Source organism: Serratia sp. 201, from assembly GCF_037027545.1.
Taxonomy (GTDB): Bacteria; Pseudomonadota; Gammaproteobacteria; order Enterobacterales; family Enterobacteriaceae; genus Serratia; species Serratia bockelmannii.
Window position 1 is genome coordinate 132,434 of the sequence record NZ_JAXCHC010000003.1, and the last position, 16,382, is coordinate 148,815.

Annotated in this window: 19 protein-coding genes; all 19 read left to right on the forward strand. The window is 54.3% G+C overall.

Features of this window, described 5'->3' with window-relative positions; translation table 11 throughout:
• Positions 1-47 precede the first annotated feature (47 nt).
• The 19 genes from WA302_RS16210 (at position 48) to WA302_RS16300 (ending at position 16,367) form a co-directional block, all read left to right on the forward strand.
• Entirely contained in the window at positions 48-812 is a 765-nt protein-coding gene (locus WA302_RS16210; RefSeq protein WP_043142154.1) for a CDP-diacylglycerol diphosphatase, read from the forward strand.
• 472 nt (positions 813-1,284) lie between these two features.
• Complete coding sequence (locus tag WA302_RS16215) at positions 1,285-1,674, forward strand: hypothetical protein (protein ID WP_261456602.1); 390 nt, start codon at positions 1,285-1,287, stop codon at positions 1,672-1,674.
• A 65-nt stretch (positions 1,675-1,739) separates the two neighbouring features.
• The gene (locus WA302_RS16220) at positions 1,740-2,798 is read left to right on the forward strand and encodes a methyltransferase (RefSeq protein ID WP_025304413.1); all 1,059 of its coding nucleotides are present in this window, start codon (positions 1,740-1,742) and stop codon (positions 2,796-2,798) included.
• A gap of 66 nt (positions 2,799-2,864) precedes the next feature.
• Complete coding sequence (locus WA302_RS16225) at positions 2,865-3,590, forward strand: beta-ketoacyl synthase chain length factor (RefSeq protein WP_049204337.1); 726 nt, start codon at positions 2,865-2,867, stop codon at positions 3,588-3,590.
• Positions 3,587-4,405 (forward strand): lysophospholipid acyltransferase family protein, encoded by an 819-nt coding sequence (locus WA302_RS16230; RefSeq protein ID WP_025304411.1) that lies wholly within the window; start codon positions 3,587-3,589, stop codon positions 4,403-4,405. The genes WA302_RS16225 and WA302_RS16230 overlap by 4 nt, the downstream gene beginning before the upstream one ends.
• A complete protein-coding gene (locus WA302_RS16235) occupies positions 4,380-4,637 on the forward strand; it encodes a phosphopantetheine-binding protein (RefSeq protein ID WP_049204340.1) in 258 nt (85 codons plus the stop codon). The genes WA302_RS16230 and WA302_RS16235 overlap by 26 nt, the downstream gene beginning before the upstream one ends.
• Positions 4,638-4,650: 13 nt before the next feature.
• Positions 4,651-4,902, forward strand: a complete 252-nt coding sequence (locus tag WA302_RS16240; protein WP_025304409.1) for an acyl carrier protein — start codon at positions 4,651-4,653, stop codon at positions 4,900-4,902.
• Between the two features lie 6 nt (positions 4,903-4,908).
• On the forward strand, positions 4,909-5,487 hold the full coding sequence (locus WA302_RS16245) for a hypothetical protein (RefSeq protein WP_261456603.1): 579 nt from the start codon (positions 4,909-4,911) through the stop codon (positions 5,485-5,487).
• A complete protein-coding gene (locus tag WA302_RS16250; protein ID WP_261456604.1) occupies positions 5,484-6,845 on the forward strand; it encodes an AMP-binding protein in 1,362 nt (453 codons plus the stop codon). The genes WA302_RS16245 and WA302_RS16250 overlap by 4 nt, the downstream gene beginning before the upstream one ends.
• Entirely contained in the window at positions 6,832-7,185 is a 354-nt protein-coding gene (locus WA302_RS16255; RefSeq protein WP_025304406.1) for an ApeI family dehydratase, read from the forward strand. The genes WA302_RS16250 and WA302_RS16255 overlap by 14 nt, the downstream gene beginning before the upstream one ends.
• Complete coding sequence (locus WA302_RS16260; protein WP_025304405.1) at positions 7,176-8,867, forward strand: glycosyltransferase family 2 protein; 1,692 nt, start codon at positions 7,176-7,178, stop codon at positions 8,865-8,867. The genes WA302_RS16255 and WA302_RS16260 overlap by 10 nt, the downstream gene beginning before the upstream one ends.
• A gap of 3 nt (positions 8,868-8,870) precedes the next feature.
• Positions 8,871-9,293, forward strand: coding sequence for an acyl-CoA thioesterase (locus WA302_RS16265; protein ID WP_025304404.1), 423 nt, complete (start codon positions 8,871-8,873; stop codon positions 9,291-9,293).
• On the forward strand, positions 9,290-9,895 hold the full coding sequence (locus WA302_RS16270) for an outer membrane lipoprotein carrier protein LolA (protein ID WP_049204347.1): 606 nt from the start codon (positions 9,290-9,292) through the stop codon (positions 9,893-9,895). The genes WA302_RS16265 and WA302_RS16270 overlap by 4 nt, the downstream gene beginning before the upstream one ends.
• Positions 9,864-12,185, forward strand: coding sequence for an MMPL family transporter (locus tag WA302_RS16275; protein WP_049204349.1), 2,322 nt, complete (start codon positions 9,864-9,866; stop codon positions 12,183-12,185). The genes WA302_RS16270 and WA302_RS16275 overlap by 32 nt, the downstream gene beginning before the upstream one ends.
• Positions 12,182-12,769, forward strand: a complete 588-nt coding sequence (locus tag WA302_RS16280) for a DUF3261 domain-containing protein (RefSeq protein WP_004144509.1) — start codon at positions 12,182-12,184, stop codon at positions 12,767-12,769. Before WA302_RS16275 ends, WA302_RS16280 begins: the two co-directional genes overlap by 4 nt.
• 1 nt (position 12,770) lies before the next feature.
• A complete protein-coding gene (locus WA302_RS16285; protein ID WP_025304400.1) occupies positions 12,771-13,940 on the forward strand; it encodes a beta-ketoacyl-[acyl-carrier-protein] synthase family protein in 1,170 nt (389 codons plus the stop codon).
• A complete protein-coding gene (locus tag WA302_RS16290) occupies positions 13,937-14,413 on the forward strand; it encodes an ApeP family dehydratase (RefSeq protein ID WP_004144507.1) in 477 nt (158 codons plus the stop codon). The genes WA302_RS16285 and WA302_RS16290 overlap by 4 nt, the downstream gene beginning before the upstream one ends.
• Positions 14,410-15,141, forward strand: a complete 732-nt coding sequence (locus WA302_RS16295) for a 3-ketoacyl-ACP reductase FabG2 (protein ID WP_049204354.1) — start codon at positions 14,410-14,412, stop codon at positions 15,139-15,141. The genes WA302_RS16290 and WA302_RS16295 overlap by 4 nt, the downstream gene beginning before the upstream one ends.
• Positions 15,138-16,367, forward strand: coding sequence for a beta-ketoacyl-ACP synthase (locus WA302_RS16300; RefSeq protein WP_025304399.1), 1,230 nt, complete (start codon positions 15,138-15,140; stop codon positions 16,365-16,367). The genes WA302_RS16295 and WA302_RS16300 overlap by 4 nt, the downstream gene beginning before the upstream one ends.
• Positions 16,368-16,382 lie beyond the last annotated feature (15 nt).

The window sequence follows — 16,382 nt, forward strand, 5'->3', positions numbered from 1 at the left end:
GCCCGCGCAAAGAGTGCTGTGCGGCGATGATGCCGAGAAAGATGACGATGGCGTGCTTTGGTGTGTCTACCCGGCGTTGGCTGCTGGTGCTGGGGGTTCTCTCCTTGACGGGGTGCGCCCGTTCCGATGCGCTGTGGGGCGTGGTCGATAAGCTCTGCATGGCCAACTATCAGCAAAAGCGCGATCCGGCCCCGTGTGAGCAGATTTATATGCCGCAGGGGAAAGCGCAAGGCTTCAGCGTGCTGCAAAACCCGCGTTATCCCTATCACTTCATCCTGGTGCCGACGGCGCCGCTCTCCGGTATTGAAAGCCCGCAGCTGCTGGCCGGGGAACGGACGGACTATTTTGGCTATGCATGGCTGATGCGTTACCGGTTGGCCGCCGAGTATGGCGGGCCGGTGCCGGATGATATGTTGGGCATGGCGATCAACTCCGCTTACGGCCGTAGCCAGAACCAATTGCATATTCACCTGACCTGTCTGCGCGAAGATGTTCGGCGTCAATTGCAGGCGGAACGCCCCTACATACAGGAACAATGGCGGCCTTTGCCGGATAAGCTGTTGCGCCACACTTACTATGCCCGACGCGTGATGCAGCCAACCGCGATGGGCATTTACCCGATTAAGGATCTGGCGGGTTATTTCCATCTGTCGCCGCAGCAGCTGGCGGAATATGGCGTGGCGTTAGTGCCCACTACGTTTGCCGGCCAACGGGGTTTTATCTTGCTGGCCTCGAAGCGCGGCTGGGACGTTGGCAACCGCGCGTCGGTAGAGTCGCTGCTGGATAAAGAGTGCGCGATATTGCCGCGTTGAGCTCAAGAATGTCTCGCTACACGATGCTGATTAACCGGCCTGTGCAGGTGTATCAGCCATTATCCCTGCAGTTCCCATTTAGCCAGCCATACTTGGCTTTGAGAGCCAGAGGGATGGTATAATTTGGTTACATTTTTTCTTGAGTAAGGGTATTGATTGGAGTACTTTAATGGCCGGAGCTGATGGACATGAATAAGCGCTTTGATGATGTTAATTTAATCGATGTAATCACCGATAGCTTAAATGAATATTTAATGGTTACAAGTTAAACCTGTCCAATAGTTCATTGAATTGCGAGTCTTTCAGTTTTTTATATTGATTTTTCAGCCTGCCGATGGCTGATGAATTTATTTTGAAATACAGTAAGGTTTCCGGTTAATAAATAAATCGCGGTTTCATCTGGCGGTGAGTGTGCCGGTATTCATTTATCCATTGATGAAAGTTATCAGAATTACTTTAATATGGAGGTTGTATGAAAAGGGTTTCCAAGTTGTTAATCGCATTTTCCGTGGCGGTGGCCTTAGTGGGATGCGCGCGTACAGCACCCGTTGATAATGTTCATTCGACGGTTAGTGCCGGGCATAGTGAGGCTCAAGTCAGAAACGCAATCCTTAAGGCTGGCGCCCAACGCCAATGGATCATGAATGATGTGGGGCCAGGTGTCATCAAGGCGCGTCAGCAAAACCGCAATCACAGTGCGGAGGTGCGTATTACCTACTCGGCAACAGCTTATTCTATCGATTATGACAGCAGCCAGAATCTGCTCGCTTCTCAAGGTAAGATTCATAAGAATTATAATCGTTGGGTACGCAATCTGGATAAAGATATTCAGGTCAGTCTCGCCACGAATGTACTGCAGTAATATCTTTTTAGTCGGGCCAAGTATGGCCCGATAAATATTTTTAGCACAGGACGCTTATCATCGTTATGTACGAACAAGACACCTTTAATGCGCTTGATGCCATAACCGAAGCGCAACGCATAGCTTTCGCTCCCATGCTGTTTCAAACGGCGCTTTGTTTGCGCAATGGGGGGGTGTTGGCCTATCTGGATAAGCAAGGTGAACAAGGCGCGTTTCTGGATGAAATCGTTGCTAATAGCAGTCTGAATGATTATGCCACCAGCGTGCTGTTGGATATGGGATTGAGTGGCCGCATCATTATCTGTCGCGACGAGCGCTACCGCCTGTCCAAAGTGGGGCACTTCCTGCTGCATGACGCGATGACCCGTGTGAATATGGATTTCACACAGGATGTCTGTTACCAGGGGTTGTTCTTTCTGGCGCAAGCGCTGAAGGAGTCCAAGCCTGCGGGGCTCCAGGTGTTCAGTGACACGGAAACTATCTATCCTGTGCTGTCCCAGTTACCATCCCCAGCTCGCGAAAGTTGGTTTGCATTCGATCATTACTACTCTGATGCGGCCTTTAGTGCGGCATTGCCGCATATTTTCGCCGGCAAACCCTTAAGCCTGTACGATGTTGGGGGAAATACGGGAAAATGGGCGCTGCGTTGCTGCCAATACGATGACGACGTCACGATTACGATACTGGATTTGCCGCAACAAATTGCACTTGCCCGCCAAAATGTCGAAAATGCCGGTTTTTCTCACCGCATTGGCTTTCATGCGGTTGATATGCTCGAAGAGGCCACCTTGCCTGGCGAAGCGGATATCTGGTGGATGAGCCAGTTCCTCGACTGTTTCGCTCCGCAGCAGATAATTGGCATGTTGGAGCGTATCGCTAAGGTGATGAAACCCGGCGCTCGGTTGTGCGTTATGGAGCTGTTCTGGGATGCGCAAAAATTTGAGGCGGCGTCATTCAGCCTGAACGCCACGTCGCTTTATTTCACGTGCATGGCTAACGGTAATAGCCGTTTTTACAGCGTAGAGAAATTTTATCGCTACCTGGAAGCGGCAGGATTTGAGGTGGAACAACGCGTCGATCATCTCGGAGTTGGTCATACCTTACTCATATGCAAGAAAATTTGACTTGAAAAGAGGCGTCAGTTTGGCGCTTTGTGCCAGGGATAACGGATACACCACGGATTTGCGTTAATGAAATTTGCCTTGAACATTGTCGACTGGCAGGCACGAGCACCCGGCCTGAGCGCCGCGTCCCAGTGGCTTGCATGGGCGCACCAGCCTGATGCCATTGATTCGAGCGCGCCTCAGGCGTTGCCTGATGAATTGCCGATGATGGCCGCGCGTCGCTTGAGCTCCGGCAGTAAGCTGGCGGTTGATTGCGGGCTTTCTTTGCTGCGTCGTCATGCCGTTGATGCAGTGCTCTATACCAGCCGTCACGGGGAGCTGGAGCGCAACTACCGTATCCTCCATGCATTGGCGACCGGCCAGTCTGTTTCGCCGACGGATTTTACCATGTCGGTTCATAATTCCGCGGTTGGAAATCTGACGATCGTTGCTAGGCAACCGATAGTATCTTCTTCGCTTTCTGCTGGCATGGATACGTTTCAGCAAGGGCTTTGTGAAGTGGTTTGCTTGCTGCAGGCCGGCCATCAGCGTGTATTGATGGTGGATTTTGATGGTGTGATCCCAGCGTTTTACCATCCGGGGCTGCCTGCGCAAATGCCCACCTGGGCGTATGCCGTGGCGCTGCTGTTTGAGGCGGGGGATACGTTGCAATGCTCCACGGAGAGTGATTATGCAGGCAATGAAATGTCTTTGCCGCAAAGCTTGCGGTTTTTAAGGCACTATCTCGCGCAGACGCCCCACTTTACGATTGACGGAGAACGAGTGCAGTGGCGTTGGAGTCTCATGAAATGAATGCTGTAACCGGATTAAATCGCATCTGGCGCCTGGTAATGACCGGGTTTTGCTTCGCGTTATTCGGGCTCGGCGGGCTGCTGCTTTCCCTGACCTGGTTTAATTTGCTGTTGCTTGTTGTACGTGATGACAATAAGCGCTGCCGCATAGCGCGGCGCAGTATTTCAGCCAGTTTTCGATTGTTCTTGACGGTGGCGAGGAGCATTGGCGTATTAGATTACCGTATCCATGGCGCCGATTGCCTGCGTAATGAACGCGGCTGTCTGGTAGTGGCGAACCATCCTACGTTGATTGATTATGTGCTGCTGGCTTCCGTGATGCCGGAAACGGATTGCCTGGTGAAAAGTGCATTACTGAAAAATCCGTTTGTCAGCGGGGTGATTCGTGCAGCGGATTATCTGGTTAACAGCCAGGCTGAGACTTTGTTGCCACAGTGTCAGGAAAGATTGGGGCGTGGTGACACCCTTTTAATTTTTCCTGAGGGCACGCGTACCGAACCGGGGAAAAAGATGTCTCTGCAGCGCGGGGCGGCCAATATTGCCGTCCGTTGCCGCCGCGATCTGCGTATTGTGGCGATTTGCTGCAGTGAACATTTATTGGATAAACAGAGCAAATGGTACGATGTCCCCCTTACAAAGCCGCTCTTTGAGATCAAAGTACGCGGTCGAGTGCCGATCGAGCATTTTTATGATGGCAAAACACCAGAGCCGGCATTGGCGGCAAGGCAGCTGAACCGGTACCTTTCGCAACAATTACAATTCGTTGAAATACCTTTTTCGGAACTTAATGATGCAAGCGCTTTATCTAGAAATTAAAAATCTCATTATTGATACATTGAATTTGGAGGAGCTGACGGCGGATGATATTGAAACGCAGGCGGCTCTGTTCGGGGAAGGATTAGGACTGGACTCCATCGATGCGCTTGAACTCGGGCTGGCGGTAAAAAATAAGTACGGCATCGTGCTTTCCGCCGAAAGTGAAGAAATGCGCCAGCACTTTTACTCTGTAGCAACGCTGGCTTCTTTTATTCATTCGCAACGAGCCTGAGAAAGAATCCGCCATGACAGAACAACACGCTATTTATGAAGAAGTCTCCGCGCTTCTGATCAAACTCTTTGAAATTGATCCCGCGTCGATTACACCGGAAGCCCGCTTGTATGAAGATCTTGAGCTCGACAGCATCGATGCGGTCGACATGATTGTGCAATTGCAAAAGAAAACCGGCAGGAAGATCAAACCGGAAGAGTTTAAAGCTGTGCGAACCGTTCAAGATGTCGTCGAAGCGGTAGAACGTTTGCTGCGGGAAGCCTGATCCATCGTGCAGGGGAAAAGGTTGTCGGTGCTACAGGTTATGATGGCGCTAATATTGTTAGCTTGGCCGTTTTTGGTTTGGTTTGGCCTGCTGCATGACGGCCTGCATTGGCTGCTGCCATCGATGGCACTGATGCTGTTTCTACGCTTACGTCAGCTGCGGCGAAAAGCCGGGCCGATGCATCGCATTATGCAGTGCGTGGCATTTGCTGGGGTTGCGTTATGCGTTGCCAGCGCGCTGTTACGCGCCCATCAACTGCTGCTGTGGTGGCCCGTAATTGTCAATTTGGTGATGCTGTGCGGCTTTGGGGGTTCGCTGTGGAGTGATATGCCGTTGGTTGAGCGTTTGGCTCGGCTGCGCGAGCCGCGGCTGCCGCCCGAAGGCGTTCGTTATACGCGTCGAGTTACCCTGGTCTGGTGCATCTTTTTCGTGTTCAACGGCTCCATGGCCTGTTTAACCGCCTTGCATGGAGATATGGCGCTTTGGACAATGTGGAACGGCATGATTGCTTATCTGCTGATAGGCGCGCTGATGGCCGGCGAATGGTTGGTGCGTCGTCGAGTAATGCAGCGAGATGTGCGATGACTCCCCCTCTTTCACTGTCGCAATGGTTAAGTGCATCGCGCTCCGATGAAACGCCCATTGCTTGGCTTGGCGAACAGACCTGGACACTCGGCCAATTGCGCTATGACGTATCGATATTGCTCGATCGTTTGCGTCAGCAAGAAGCCGATCGCTGGGCGCTGTGCTTTGAAAACAGCTATTTGTTCATTGTGGCGTTGTTGGCTGTCTTGTACGCCGGCAAAACACCGGTGATCCCAGGCCATCGCCGGCTCTCACTGCTTGAGGAGCAACGGTTGCTGTTCAGCGGCGTGTTAAGTGATGCCGAACTGTGCTGGAGCGAGGGGCTGCTCGTTGTGGCGTCAGCCCAAAAGTCGGCGCCGACGAAGATATGTCTACCGGCGATCGCCGATGACGCCAGCATCGAACTGTTTACTTCCGGATCCACCGGGCAACCCAAAAGAGTCGTTAAGCGGGTCGCGGTTCTGGATTATGAAGCCAGGCTGTTGGCAACCCGCTTTTCTGGGCAGTTGGACGGTTGCCGTGTGGTGGCATCGGTTGCTCCCCTGCATCTCTATGGCCTCACGTTTCGCATTTTCTTGCCTATGTCGCAGGGATTACCTCTGCATGCGGCAATGGTTCATTACGCCGAACAGCTGGCCGCTTTTGATCGTTCTTATCGCTATCTATTCGTCAGCAGCCCTGCTTTCCTCAAACGGCTCGATCCCCGGTTGGCTGCGCCATCGGTCAGCATGATTTTCTCCGCAGGCGGCATGTTGCCATGGAAAGACGTTATGGCGACGCAGGCATGGCTTGGCGTCTGGCCGGATGAAATTTACGGCTGTACTGAAACCGGCATTCTTGCTTGGCGCTACCGTGAACAAGATGACATTCCGTGGCAACTGTTTCCGGGGGTGAGGCTCACGGCGGAGGGCGATGCCTTCCGCGCCGTATCACCGTTGATTGCGCAACCTGACGGGCAATTATTGGATGATGAGCTGCAGTTTATCGGGCATGGCCGTTTCCGTTTGCAAGGGCGCCGTGGACGAGTGGTGAAAATAGAAGAAAAACGCATCTCACTGAGTGAAGTTGAACGCCGGCTGATGGCGCTGGACGGCATTCAGGACGCGGCGGCGTTGCCGGTTGTTCGTCGAGGACGCCAAGGTATCGGCGCACTGCTGGTGTTAGATCGTGAACGGCAGGATGCCTGGCGAGAAAAGCACGGTAACGCGTTGGAGTTGTCGTGGCGTCGTGCACTGTCCCCGTGGCTTGAGCCGATGGCTATTCCTCGTTATTGGCGGGTGGTTAATGAAATCCCGGTAAACAGCATGAATAAGCGCGTTGATACGCAATTACAGGAGTTTTTCAATGACGCCCCATAAAATCGAATGCCACCAGCCGCAGCCTGGTCAAGCCGAGATCACCTTTTCTCTTGAGCCGGAACTGTTCTGGTTCAAAGGGCATTTCGCCGTGCAGCCGCTGTTACCGGGCGTAGCGCAACTCGACTGGGTAATGCATTTTTCCGCGATGTTGCTCACGCCGGGTTTTTACTTCCACAGTATTCAGAACGTCAAATTTCAAGCGCCGTTGTTGCCGGAAAATCGAGTGACGCTGAGGCTCAATTGGCATGAGGAGCGAGGCAGCCTTACTTTCGCTTACTTGCGGCATGATGGCGCAACCCTTCATACCGCCAGCAGCGGGAAAATCCGGTTATGTCGTTGAGTTATTTTCCCTGTGTCGTGATCCCCTGCTACAACCACGGCGCGATGATGGCGCGCGTACTGTCACGTCTTGAGCCGTTGGCCTTGCCTTGCATCATCGTCGATGACGGCAGCGATGCCACCACGCGGCGGGAGCTTGATGCTCTGGCTGAGCAATATGAACGAGTGACTCTGGTTCGTCTGGATGTCAACGCTGGTAAAGGCGTGGCCGTTATTCGCGGTTTGGAGGCGGCGGCATGCGCTGGTTTTACCCATGCGGTGCAGGTCGATGCCGATGGGCAACATGCGATTGAAGACATCCCTGCACTGTTAGCGCTCAGCGAACGGTATCCGGAAGCGCTGATTTCCGGGTTGCCGATATACGATGATTCCGTGCCGCGAGCGCGCCTCTACGGACGTTGGGTGACGCATGTTTGGGTATGGATTGAAACGCTTTCTCTGCAGTTGAAAGATAGTATGTGCGGCTTTCGCGTTTACCCGTTAGCCCCGACTTTACGGCTTGCCGGGCGCGTTTCACTGGGGAGGCGGATGGATTTCGATACGGAGGTGATGGTGCGCCTTTATTGGCAGGGTAACACCAGCTATTTCGTCCCGACGCGAGTGACCTATCCCCAGGATGGTGTATCGCATTTCGATACATTGAAGGACAACGTTCGTATTTCGATGATGCACACCCGCTTATTTTTCGGCATGTTGCCGCGCATTCCTTCACTGTTGTGTCGCAGCACAAATGCGCATTGGGCGAAACAAGCGGAAGTCAAAGGAATGTGGGGCATGCGCTTCATGTTAGCGGTGTGGCGGTTGCTCGGTCGCCGCGCATTTTCGCTTTTGCTGTGGCCGGTGGTTGGCGTCTATTGGTTGAGCGCGGCGGCGCCGAGACGGGCATCCCGGCAGTGGCTTGCACGCGTACGTCAACAGCTTGTTTTGCGCCGGCAGGCAATTCCCCCGTATCTGAATAGCTACCGCCACTTTCTGCGATTTGGGCACGCCATGTTGGATAAGGTCGCCGGTTGGCGGGGTGAGCTGAAATTGGGGCGAGATATCGTTTTTGCTCCGGGGGCGGAAGAGGCACTAAACAGCGCCAGTACGCAGGGGAAGCTGTTATTGGCTTCACACCTGGGGGATGTGGAAGCGTGTCGGGCGCTGGCGCAGCGGCAAGGTGGGAAAGTGGTGAACGCCCTGGTCTTCAGCGAAAACGCCCAACGCTTTAAACAGGTGATGGAAGAAATGGCGCCGCAGGCGGGAATAAACCTGCTCCCGGTGAATGACATTGGCCCTGAAACGGCAATGTTGCTGAAGGATAAATTGGATCGCGGTGAGTGGGTGGCTATCGTTGGCGATCGCATTGCGGTAAATCCGCAGCGTGGTGGCGATTGGCGCGTCAGCTGGAGTTCGTTTATGGGGCAGCCCGCGCCTTTCCCGCAAGGGCCGTTTATTCTAGCCGCACTGCTGCGTTGCCCGGTATTGTTGATCTTTGCTTTGCAACGGGAGGGAAAACTGCACATACATTGTGAGGCTTTCGCCGATCCGCTGCCATTACCGCGAGCTGAACGTCAACAGGCCCTTCAGCTGGCTATCGATCGCTATGCTGCCCGTCTTGAACATTTCGCACTGATGTCCCCGTTGGACTGGTTTAACTTTTTCGATTTTTGGCGGCTGCCTGACACCGCCGATAAGGAGTAATGGGTGCTTAACGACCCTCGCTTTACGGCTGACGTTGAACTCACCATCCCGTTTCATGATGTCGACATGATGGGAGTGGTGTGGCACGGCAACTATTTTCGTTATTTTGAGATCGCTCGTGAGGCGCTGCTGAACCAGTTTGATTACGGTTACCGGCAAATGCAGGCGTCCGGGTATGTTTGGCCGGTTGTCGATACTCGGGTGAAATACCGCGACGTGCTGACATTTGAGCAGCGCATCCGCGTTCGCGCACAGTTGGAAGAGTATGAAAACCGCTTGCGCATCGCTTACCAGATATTCGATGTCTTGACTGCGAAACGGACCACAACGGGTTACACCATTCAGGTTGCGGTAGAAGAGAAAAGCCGTGAAATGTGCTTCGTGAGTCCAGATATTTTGTTTGAACGAATGGGAGTAGCGCCATGAGACTTTTGCCTTTATGCCTGCTTTTGCTGGCGCCGTGGGTGCATGCCGTCACGCTGGATGAGCTTCAGCAACGTTTTACCGGGCAGCTGGTGATCCGGGCTCATTTCGCACAGACGCGTACGATTAAGGACATGCCGCAACCGCTTCGCTCACAGGGGGAAATGCTGCTTGCCCGCGATCAAGGGTTGTTGTGGGATCAAAAGAGTCCTTTCCCCATGCTGCTGATGCTGAACGATTTTCGTATGGTTCAACAGGTGAATGGCCAGCCTCAACAAACGGTTACCGCCGAAAATAATCCGCAGATGTTCCAGTTTAACCATCTGTTGCGCGGACTATTTCAGGCCGATCGCAAGGCGCTGGAACAGAATTTCCGCGTAGGTTTTCAGGATAAGGGAGAGGGGCGTTGGGTACTTCGCCTGACGCCGACGACCACGCCATTGGATAAAATTTTCTCCTCAATCGATTTGTCTGGTGAAACTTATCTGGAGTCTATTCAGCTCTATGATAAACAAGGCGATCGTACGGAAATTATACTTTCTCAACATCGACTGACCCCTGCGACCCTGACTGATGACGAACGCCAACGCTTTGCCGCCGACTAATTCCCGCCGCCTCGCCCTGTTATGGGGATTGGTATGTTTGATGCTGCTCGGCGTGTTGTTGGCGTTGCTGCCGGGCGCACGTTTGAACAGCAGCGTGTTGGCGATGCTGCCCAAGCAGGCGCTGGGTTCGGTTCCGCTCGCGATAAGTGACGGCTTTATGCAGCGCCTGGATAAACAGGTAGTGTGGTTGGTCAGCCCCGGTAAACAGCCGGATCCGCGAGTAGCAGAAACGTGGTTGGCGCAACTTCAACAGTCACCCGCGTTGTCTGAAGTTAAAGGAAAGATGAACGCCGAAAGCCAGAAAGCCTGGGGAGCCTTTTTCTGGCAGCACCGCAACGGGCTTATCGATAGCGCCACTCGCATGCGCTTGCAAAATGGCGGTGAAGCGCAAGCGCAATGGGTTCTGTCACAGCTCTATTCCGCTTTTTCTGGCGTTAGTGGCAAAGAGTTGCGGAACGATCCATTGATGCTGATGCGTGGCTCCCAGTTGGCGCTTGCGCAAAACGGTCAGCGACTGCGGCTGATGGATGGCTGGCTTGTCACTCAGGACGAGCAGCAAAACTACTGGTATTTGTTACACGGGGAGCTGGTGGGTGACTCCTTCGATATGCAACAAACCCATCGCTTGGTGGCGGAGCTCGCGGTACAGGAAGCGTCACTGAAGGCGCTCTATCCGCAGGCGCAGCTGCTTTCTCGGGGGACGGTGTTCTACAGCGACTACGCCAGCCAGCAAGCGAAGCGGGATATCGCCACCCTCGGCGCTGCCACGATCCTGGGCGTGGTTCTGTTAATTATCGTGGTCTTTCGTTCATTGCGACCGTTGCTGTTGTGTCTACTTTCTCTCAGCGTCGGAGCATTGGCGGGGACGGTGGCCACGTTGGTGCTGTATGGCGAACTGCACCTGATGACGTTGGTGATGAGCATGAGCATCATCGGGATTTCTGCCGATTATACGCTCTACTATCTGACCGAACGCATGGTGCATGGCGCGGTCATGTCGCCCTGGCAAAGCCTGACGAAGGTTGGCAAAGCGCTTTTGTTGGCATTGTTGACGACGGTGGCGGCCTATCTAATCATGATGTTGGCTCCTTTCCCCGGCATTCGCCAGATGGCCGTGTTTGCCGCCATCGGACTTAGCGCATCGTGCCTGACCGTATTTTTTTGGCATCCCTGGTTGTGCCGCGGCTTACCGGTGCGGCCGGTTCCGGCGATGGGGGTGATGCTGCGTTGGTTGGCGGCCTGGCGGCGCAATAAAGCAGTGCGCGTAGGGGTGCCGACGGCCTTGGCTCTGCTGTCAATGGCTGGGATTGCCACGTTGCGTGTGAATGATGATATTTCCCAACTGCAGGCGTTGCCGTCTTCACTGCTGGCGCAGGAGAACAAGATTAGCCGATTGATCGGGCAAAACGTCGATCAAAAATGGTTCGTGGTCTATGGCGCTACTCCAGAACAGACGCTGCGGCGGTTGGAAACTTTCCTGCCGCACCTGGAGCGAGCGCAACATGAGGGAATGATTAGCCATTTCCGCGCGATCCCCCTTAATTCGCTGGCGCGCCAAGAGCAGGATTTACGTCTGCTGCGTGACGCGGCACCAACCGTGCTTCTTGCGCTAAAAAATGCGGGGCTTGATATGGCTAACCCCGATCTGAACGCAATGCCGGTTTCCGTACCCACATGGCTGGAAAGCAGCATCAGCGAAGGTTGGCGTTTGTTGTGGCTGACTCTGCCCAACGGCCAGAGTGGGGCGCTGGTTCCCGTCGATGGTGTAACGTCAGGCAATCAATTGGGAGAGCTGGCGGACAAGCAGGCCGGTGTGGCATGGGTGGACCGCAAACAGTCTTTTGATTCGCTCTTCGCGCTCTACCGTTCCGTATTGACGGGGTTGTTGGGTATCGCGTTGGTTGTGATCGCCTGTGGCGCGATGGTTCGCCAAGGGTGGCGTAAAGGGCTTGTCAGCCTGATACCGTCCCTGTTGTCGCTGGGATGTGGGTTGGCTGTGCTCTCGTTTTGCGGGTATAGCGTAAACCTATTCTCGCTGTTGGCATTAGTGCTGGTATTGGGCATTGGCATCAATTACACACTGTTTTTCAGTAACCCGCAGGGGACGCCGCTGACTTCGCTGCTAGCCATTACGTTGGCGATGATGACGACTTTGCTAACGCTTGGCATGTTGTTGTTCAGTGACACGCAGGCAATCAGCTGTTTCGGAATTGTTTTGGTCAGCGGAATTTTCGTCGCCTGGCTACTTTCACCACTGGCGATGCCAAATAAAAAAAGAGAAAAAAGATGATGGTACGTAATTGCTGGCGATTCGCTGCGCTGCTCGTTGTGATGGGGATAGCCGGCTGCAGCCATTCGATTGCTCCGGGGAATGACACGTTCCCACAGGCCTGGCTAGAACCGGGCACCCGCGTGGTGTTGCCTGCGCCTGGTTTGTCACCTGCGATCGATAAGCAGCAACTGCTGACCGGTACTTTCAACGGCAAAAGCCAGTCGCTGTTGGTCATGTTGCATGCTGATGAGCAGAAAATCACCCTCGCCGGGCTTTCCTCCGTGGGAATTCGGCTGTTTAAGCTTACCTATGATGAGAATGGGTTACACGCCGAGCAATCTATCATCGTTCCTCAATTACCACCGGCAAGCCAGGTGTTGGCCGATGTCATGCTTAGCCTTTGGCCGCTTGAAACTTGGCGGGCGCGGCTGCCGAATGGCTGGACGATCGTCGATAAGGGTAATCAGCGCGAGCTGCGCAACGCCAGCGGCAAGCTGGTGACCGAGATCGCCTATCTTCAGCGTAATGGCCTGCGAGAGCCGATTAGCATTCAACAACATGCTTTTAAATACCAAATCACCATTCAATACCTGGGTGAATAACATGATTTACATCTCTGCCGTCGGTATGATTAATGCGCTTGGGAATTCTCTGGATGAGATAGCCGCAAACCTCGCTCGCGGCTCTGCGCCGGGTATGCGTCCGAGAGCGGGGTGGCTACAGGGGAACCCGGAAGCCGTGCTGGGCGGCGTTGAGGGAGAGTTACCCGTTATCCCTGCGTCGTTTTCCGCTCATCGTTCCCGTAATAATCAACTGTTGCTGGCCGCGCTGGAGCAGATCCAGCCGCAGGTTGATGAAGCCATCGCCAGGTTTGGCCGCGATCGGATTGCCGTCGTGATGGGCACCAGCACCTCCGGGTTAAACGAAGGCGATGAGCATGTACAGCTGACGCTCAACGGCGAAGTTAGCCCGCGTTGGCGGTATCCTCAGCAGGAGCTCGGCGATCCGTCGCGATTTCTCAGCCGCTGGCTACAGGTCGATGGGCCAGCATTTACGCTTTCGACAGCTTGCTCTTCCAGCGCCCGAGCCATTATCAGCGGGCGGCGGCTGATCGAAGCGGGGCTTGCCGATGTCGCCATTGTTGGCGGCGCCGATACGTTGAGCAGAATGCCGATCAACGGTTTTCACAGCCTTGAGTCGCTATCGTCTGAGCTTTGCCAGCCGTTCGCCCAAAACCGTTGCGGCATCACTATCGGTGAAGGCGCTGCACTCATGGTGCTGACCCGCGAGCCTCAGCCTCTTGTTCTATTAGGGGTGGGGGAATCCAGCGATGCTTGGCATATATCAGCACCGCATCCTCAGGGAGAGGGTGCCATTCGTGCCATTGAACAAGCCTTGGCCGAAGCGGATATCGAGGCGAAACAGGTTGGTTACATTAATCTGCACGGCACCGCGACACTGCTTAACGACCAAATCGAGTCCCGCGTAGTGCATTCGCTGTTTGGTGAACAGGTACCATGCAGTTCGACCAAGCATTTAACCGGCCATACTCTGGGGGCTGCGGGGATCACGGAGGCGGCTATCAGCGCGCTGATTTTACTGCGCAATTTACCTTTACCCGCCCAAGATTTCAGCGCTTCGCCAGCAGACCCCGCGCTCCCCGCTTGCGGTGTCATGCATACCAGCCAACCGTTGGCTCGACCGATAATCCTCTCTAACTCTTTCGCCTTTGGCGGAAATAACGCCAGTATTCTATTAGGGAAAGATGTATGAACGAATATTTGCCGCCGTCCGAGTACTTGCCTCATGCTGAGCCGATGATGCTACTGGATGAGGTCGTCAACGTGACTGAAAACGATGTTCACTGTCAGGTTAGCGTGCATCTTGGCGGAGTGTTGGGACCCTTTCTCGATGCTCAGGGCAATCTGCCGGGATGGTTTGCGCTGGAGTTGATGGCGCAAACGGTGGGGGTTTGGTCCGGCTGGCATCGCCGCCAAGCGGGGTTGCATGAAATTTCATTGGGCATGGTGCTTGGCGCCCGCGAGTTAACCTGTGCGGCCGGGCATCTACCAGGCAATGCGACGTTGAATGTTCAAGCTAGGTTGCTGATGCAAGACGAACGTTTCGGCAGCTTTGACTGTACCATTACCGTAGGGGAAGAGTGCCTGGCATCTGGCCGTGTGAATACTTTCCAGCCAACGTCAGAAGAATTGACATCGCTTTTTAATCAGGGAGAGACCGCATGAGTCGTTCAGTTCTGGTCACCGGGGCTAGTAAGGGAATTGGGAGCGCGATTGCTCGTCAGCTTGCCGCTGATGGTTTTATCGTCGGCGTCCATTATCACCGAGATCAGGCTGGCGCCCAGGAAACCCTCGCAGCCATTGAACAGTCTGGGGGGCAAGGTCGCCTGCTGAACTTTGACGTAAGTGAACGTGATCAGTGCCGTGAAGTGCTGGAAAAGGATATGGCTGCCCATGGCGCCTGGTACGGTGTGGTCTGCAATGCAGGCATCGCCCGGGATGGGGCGTTCCCTGCGCTTAGCGAGAACGATTGGGACAACGTGATCCACACCAATCTCGACGGTTTTTATAACGTCATTCATCCTTGCATCATGCCGATGATCGGCGCACGTAGAGGTGGTCGAATCATTACGTTGTCGTCGGTATCGGGAATGATGGGCAATCGCGGTCAGGTCAATTATAGCGCCGCTAAAGCGGGGATCATCGGCGCCACCAAAGCATTGGCCATTGAGCTTGCGAAGCGCAAAATCACCGTTAACTGCATTGCTCCAGGCCTGATCGACACGGGGATGATCGAAATGGAAGAGGCCGCATTGAAAGAAGCGATGGCGATCATTCCAATGAAGCGCATGGGCCAGACGGATGAAGTTGCCGGCCTGGCGAGCTATTTAATGTCCGATATTGCGGGCTACATCACCCGCCAGGTCATTTCCATCAACGGAGGAATGTTATGACTTGTCGTGTTGTCATCACCGGCATGGGCGGCGTAACCGCCTTTGGGGAACGGTGGCAGGATGTTTCCCGGCGTCTGTTGGCATATGAAAATGCGGTGCGGACAATGCCCGAGTGGCAGATTTATGATGGATTGCATACCTTACTGGGCGCACCAATCGATGATTTCGTCCTGCCTGAGCATTACACCCGAAAGCGCATTCGCGCAATGGGGCGAGTCTCACTCCTTTCCACTCGCGCTACTGAACTGGCATTGGAACAAGCGGGGCTGATTGACGATCCGGTACTGACTAACGGCCAAACCGGCATCGCCTACGGTTCTTCGACGGGAAGTACCGGCCCCGTGAGCGAATTTGCCACTATGCTTACTGAAAAACATACCAACAACATCACTGGCACCACTTATGTGCAGATGATGCCACATACCACAGCGGTTAACACCGGTCTGTTTTTCGGCCTGCGCGGCCGAGTGATCCCGACCTCCAGCGCATGCACCTCAGGGAGCCAGGCGATTGGCTATGCCTGGGAGGCTATTCGTCACGGTTATCAGAAGGTTATGGTTGCTGGTGGCGCAGAAGAGCTTTGCCCCTCGGAGGCCGCGGTGTTCGATACGCTATTCGCAACGAGCCAGCGTAACGATAGCCCTAAAAGCACACCGTCCCCTTTCGATCGGCAGCGTGATGGCCTGGTGATTGGCGAAGGTGCCGGGACGTTGGTCCTGGAAGAGTTGGAACATGCGAAAGCGCGCGGCGCCGTTATCTACGGTGAAATTGTCGGTTTTGCCACCAATTGCGATGCGGCGCATATCACTCAACCGCAGCGTGAAACGATGCAAATATGCATGGAGCAGGCGTTGAAGATAGCTGGCTTGAATGTGCGGGACATCGGCTATATTTCCGCTCATGGCACTGCCACCGATCGAGGGGATATCGCTGAAAGCCAGGCTACGGCAGCTATTTTTGGCGGTCAAACGCCGATTTCATCGCTGAAAAGCTATTTTGGCCATACGCTGGGAGCCTGCGGCGCGCTGGAGGCCTGGATGAGTTTGCAAATGATGCGAGAAGGCTGGTTTGCGCCAACGCTTAACCTTCATCAGCCGGATGAGCAGTGTGGTGAGCTGGATTATATTATGGGGGAAAGCCGGCGCATCGATTGTGAATACTTACAGAGCAATAATTTCGCGTTTGGCGGCATCAATACCTCCATCATCATTAAACGTTGGGTTTAAGTTGAAACGGCGGGA